The sequence below is a fragment of the Peribacillus sp. genome (assembly GCF_059453735.1).
The window spans coordinates 1-4,456 of record NZ_JAZVJO010000314.1 but is presented as its reverse complement, the minus strand read 5'-3'; the positions used below and the strand labels follow the sequence as shown (position 1 = coordinate 4,456).

The window sequence follows — 4,456 nt, the reverse complement described above, 5'->3', positions numbered from 1 at the left end:
CACGCCGCCAGCGTTCATCCTGAGCCAGGATCAAACTCTCCGTAGAATGTTTGACTTGCTCGGTTGTTTTTATAGTGTGTACTCACTTCTTTAAAACGTTGACGCTTTGTTTTGTTCAGTTTTCAAAGAGCAATTTGTTTCGGAACAGCTTATTAATAATAACATTGTCGGCTGTTTGAGTCAAGGATTTTTCAAAACTTTTTATCTGTTTTTCATCCGTTTGTAACTCGTTTGTAACAACAGATATAAATATACCATCATCTCGTGCCCTGTGCAATACCTTTTTGAAAAAGTTTTTCTAAAATAACAAAGCGGCAATAATCAGAAAACTAGATTCTGTTTTTCTCATTAATAGTATTGTAAATAGTATTGTAATTTCCACATACTTAATTATCCCTTTTCTAACAAAAACAAGCAGCGCCTCGTGATTGAGACACTGCTTGCAGCCAGCCAATTATGAACGGTGACGCATAGTAGGGAATAATAGTACATCTCGGATAGATGGAGAATTAGTTAATAACATAACTAAACGGTCAATTCCAATTCCCAGACCACCTGTTGGCGGCATACCATATTCAAGCGCTTCTAAGAAATCTTCATCCATTTCGTGAGCTTCGTCATTTCCTTGCTCACGCTCTTTCATTTGTGCTTCAAAACGCTCTCTTTGATCCACTGGATCATTTAGCTCTGAGAAAGCATTTGCATACTCACGTCCCACAATGAAGAGCTCAAAGCGATCTGTAAAGCGCGGATCTTTTTCGTTTTTCTTAGCAAGTGGAGAGATTTCTACTGGGTGACCAAAGATAAACGTCGGTTGAATCAGCTTTTCTTCAACTACTTGTTCAAAGAACTCATTAACAACATGACCAAATTCCATTGTCTCTTTTATTTGGATGTTATGTTCCTTCGCAAGCTGTTGTGCTTCTTCTTTCGTCATCTGTTTCCAGAAATCTACTCCAGTATGTTCTTTAATTGCATCGACCATGTGAAGTCTAGTCCACTCTGGCTTCAACTCTATATCGTGTCCTCCATATTGTACGGTTGTAGTACCAAGTACTTTTTGCGCAATATGTGCGACCATATTTTCAGTCAATCTCATGATATCTTGATAATCGGCATAGGCTTCATATAATTCTATCATCGTAAACTCTGGGTTATGTCGTGTTGATGTTCCTTCATTTCTGAATACCCGGCCAATTTCATACACTTTTTCTAAGCCGCCGACAATCAGACGCTTAAGATGAAGTTCAATCGCAATTCTCATAAATAAAGGCATATCCAATGCATTGTGATGAGTAAGGAACGGGCGCGCAGCTGCACCGCCTGCAATTGTATGAAGTAACGGTGTTTCAACCTCTAGATATCCATGATCATCAAGATATCTGCGCATTTCACGAATAATCTTACTCCGTGTAATGAATGTTTGTTTGCTTTCATCGTTTGTCATTAAGTCAACATACCGTTTACGGTAACGTTCTTCAACATCCTTTAATCCGTGGAATTTATCTGGAAGTGGACGAAGAGCTTTTGATAGGAAAGTGAATTCCTTTGCTTTCACAGAAAGCTCGCCAACCTTCGTTCTGAAAATATTCCCCTTGATGCCGATAATATCGCCTAAATCTGCTTGTTTGAAGAGATCATACGCTTCTTCCCCAATAGCATCCTGACGAACATAGATTTGAATCTGTCCGCTTATATCTTGAAGGTGCGCAAATCCAGCTTTCCCTTTACCACGTTTAGTCATTACCCGTCCTGCTAGTACGACTTCTTTTCCTTCTGTTAGTTCTTCTTCTGTTAACTCGCTGAATTCTTCAACAATTTTCGCTGCTAGATGCGTACGTTCAAAGCGGCTTCCGAAAGGATCTTGTCCATTCGCCACCATTGCATCCATTTTCTCGCGTCTTACTTTGAGCTGGTCATTAGTTTCTTCGCTCACGTGTCATCATCTCCATCTTTGTATTCACTTCATCTATCAAATAAACGTAACTATAATTTTTCATACCTATATATTTTTACATAAAGTGACTGAATCGAACAGCCCTTTGCCTAAAAAAGTGTTTCTACATATAAAAACTGCCAGTACTCAACTGGCAGCTTGGATAAGCGTATTATAGAAAACCCACAAGATGATGTCAAATCGTTACACCATTTGAATATTTTGTTCTTTCGCTTCAATCTCATCTACAAGACCATACAATAGACGAGCCACATCTTCTCTAGTGTGACACTCGTTGATCCCTTTTCTTGCACTTGCATTCCCTTTAATGCCTTTTAAATACCACGCAGCATGATTACGCATCTCACGAACTGCCACATTTTCATTCTTTAGAGCGATTAAACGATCCATATGCAAAATACAAACATCCATTTTTTCGCGAACAGATGGTTCCCCTAGTAATTCTCCGGTCTCTAAATACCTAACTGTTTGATAGATCATCCATGGATTCCCCAGTGCAGCACGACCAATCATTACACCGTCTACCCCGGTTTCTTGTAACATTCTTTCTGCATCGAGCGGTGTTTCTACATCACCGTTTCCAATGACCGAAATCTTAACCGCTTCCTTCACTTGACGTATGATGTCCCAATCTGCTTTTCCTTCATACTTCTGATAACGTGTTCTCCCATGTACAGATACTGCTTGACCGCCTGCCCGTTCAACGGCTAATGCATTTTCGACTGCGTAGATATGATCATCATCCCAGCCTGTACGCATTTTCACCGTCACAGGTTTGTCTACTGCATCTGTTACAGCAGAAACCATTTCATATATCTTATTAGGATCAAGCAGCCATTTAGCACCTGCGTCACATTTTGTAATCTTAGGCACAGGACACCCCATATTTATATCTATAATATCTGCATTTGTATTCTTATCCACAAATTGTGCGGCCTCAACTAATGTCTTTTTTTCTCCGCCAAAAATTTGCAGACTGAGCGGATTTTCCCGTTCGTCTATATAAAGCATATTCATCGTTTTTTTGTTTTTCAATACAATCCCTTTGTCGCTTACCATTTCAGCGCAAACCAAGCCAGCACCAAATTCCTTTACCGTTAAACGGAAAGCGGAATTACATACCCCAGCCATAGGAGCAAGTACTACTGGGTTACTCATTTCGACATCGCCAATCTTTAACACGATGCGGCCTCCTTCGTTGTCTTTTATTCTATTCTATCCTCTGGAGGTTGAAGTTCATCCATACTAATTTGAAGAATATTCGTCACCTCAGTTAAAAATTGTTCTGATGGCAGACGATTGCCTCGTTCTATTTCTCCTAATAAAGAGACAGAAACACCGATTTTCTTCGCAAATCCTTCTTGTGTATATCCCTTTAGCTTTCTAAAAGCCCTAATCCGTCTTCCCCATTTTTCAGCTTCCATAATCGAACTCCTTCTCTATCCTGTATATCTTCAAGAATATTAACCAAAGGTATGTCCATCTCAGGCAGCCTGATGCTTGAATCTAACTCCAATAACGGGATGAGTACAAATGCCCTTTCCAACATCCGGGGATGCGGAACAGAAAGACTCTCTGTTTCAATATTTTCGTGATTATACAGCAAAATGTCAAGGTCTATTGTACGAGGACCCCATCTTATATCCCTAATTCTACCATTCTCTTTCTCTGTTGCCTGACATTTATGCAATAATTCCTCTGGTTTATAGGATGTCTCTATCTTCAGGACAGCATTTAAGAATTTCGCCTGTTCCGTATAACCAACAGGCTCTGTTTCATAAATTGATGAGATATTACTTATTTGTATATTTTCATCACTCTGTAAATAATCTATGGCTTTTTTAAAGAGGTGCAGCCGGTCACCCATATTCGATCCAATGGAGAGATAGGAAATATTTTTCAACTTAACGTCCCCTTTTTATTTCCACCGCTACGGATTTATAATGTCCTGGAATAGGAGGATCAGGTTTAAATACTTTGACCGTACAGGTCTGAACATTAGAAAACTGAGTAAGCACACGTGAGGCAATTTGTTCTGCTATTGCTTCGACCAAATTATACTGTTCACCCTCCACGACTTCTTTGCACACACCATACAACTCTCCATAATTAATAGAATCATCTAATTGATCACTTTTACCTGCAGCAGAAAGATCTGTTTCTATAATAAGGTCTACCACAAACCGTTGCCCAAGACGATTTTCTTCTGGAAATACGCCATGATAGCCATAAAACTCCATTTGATTTACAAAAATTTTATCCACTATACTCTCCCTTTCCCGCAAGCGCATCCATCATCTTAGCCATTCGGGCCATCTCCTTCACATCATGTACGCGGATCATTTGGCAACCCTTTTGTATCCCAAAACAAATAGTTGCTCCCGTACCCTCCATTCTCTCATTTGGAGGAAGGTCTAAGACGTCTCCGATCATTGATTTCCGTGAAGCAGCAAGTAAAACCGGATACCCTATTGCTACTAGCTTATCAAGATTCCTCAT

The 4,456-nt window shown here is 39.8% G+C and carries 6 protein-coding genes; all 6 read right to left on the bottom strand.

The annotated features are described in order from the left end of the window. Positions 1-454: 454 nt before the first annotated feature. Positions 455-1,891, bottom strand: coding sequence for a lysine--tRNA ligase (gene lysS, locus AC52RT_RS10060; RefSeq protein ID WP_495540618.1), 1,437 nt, complete (start codon positions 1,889-1,891; stop codon positions 455-457). 249 nt (positions 1,892-2,140) lie between these two features. Next, the gene (dusB, locus tag AC52RT_RS10055; protein ID WP_495540617.1) at positions 2,141-3,139 is read right to left on the bottom strand and encodes a tRNA dihydrouridine synthase DusB; all 999 of its coding nucleotides are present in this window, start codon (positions 3,137-3,139) and stop codon (positions 2,141-2,143) included. 23 nt (positions 3,140-3,162) lie between these two features. Next, the gene (locus tag AC52RT_RS10050; protein WP_040374965.1) at positions 3,163-3,381 is read right to left on the bottom strand and encodes a helix-turn-helix domain-containing protein; all 219 of its coding nucleotides are present in this window, start codon (positions 3,379-3,381) and stop codon (positions 3,163-3,165) included. Further along, positions 3,333-3,860 (bottom strand): 2-amino-4-hydroxy-6-hydroxymethyldihydropteridine diphosphokinase, encoded by a 528-nt coding sequence (gene folK / locus AC52RT_RS10045; RefSeq protein WP_495540616.1) that lies wholly within the window; start codon positions 3,858-3,860, stop codon positions 3,333-3,335. The genes AC52RT_RS10050 and folK overlap by 49 nt, the downstream gene beginning before the upstream one ends. A 1-nt stretch (position 3,861) precedes the next feature. Beyond that, positions 3,862-4,221 carry a dihydroneopterin aldolase gene (gene folB / locus AC52RT_RS10040; protein ID WP_495540615.1) on the bottom strand — a complete coding sequence of 120 codons (360 nt, stop codon included), beginning with the start codon at positions 4,219-4,221 and terminating at the stop codon, positions 3,862-3,864. Beyond that, positions 4,214-4,456: dihydropteroate synthase (locus AC52RT_RS10035; RefSeq protein ID WP_495540614.1), on the bottom strand; the 243-nt coding region annotated here is incomplete at its 5' end. The genes folB and AC52RT_RS10035, both read right to left, overlap by 8 nt.

Bases quoted from the DNA above. Each gene is read 5' to 3' on its own strand.
- lysS (WP_495540618.1), bottom strand. From the start codon at position 1,891: ATGGATGCAATGGTGGCGAATGGACAAGATCCTTTCGGAAGCCGCTTT.
- AC52RT_RS10050 (WP_040374965.1), bottom strand. From the start codon at position 3,381: ATGGAAGCTGAAAAATGGGGAAGACGGATTAGGGCTTTTAGAAAGCTA.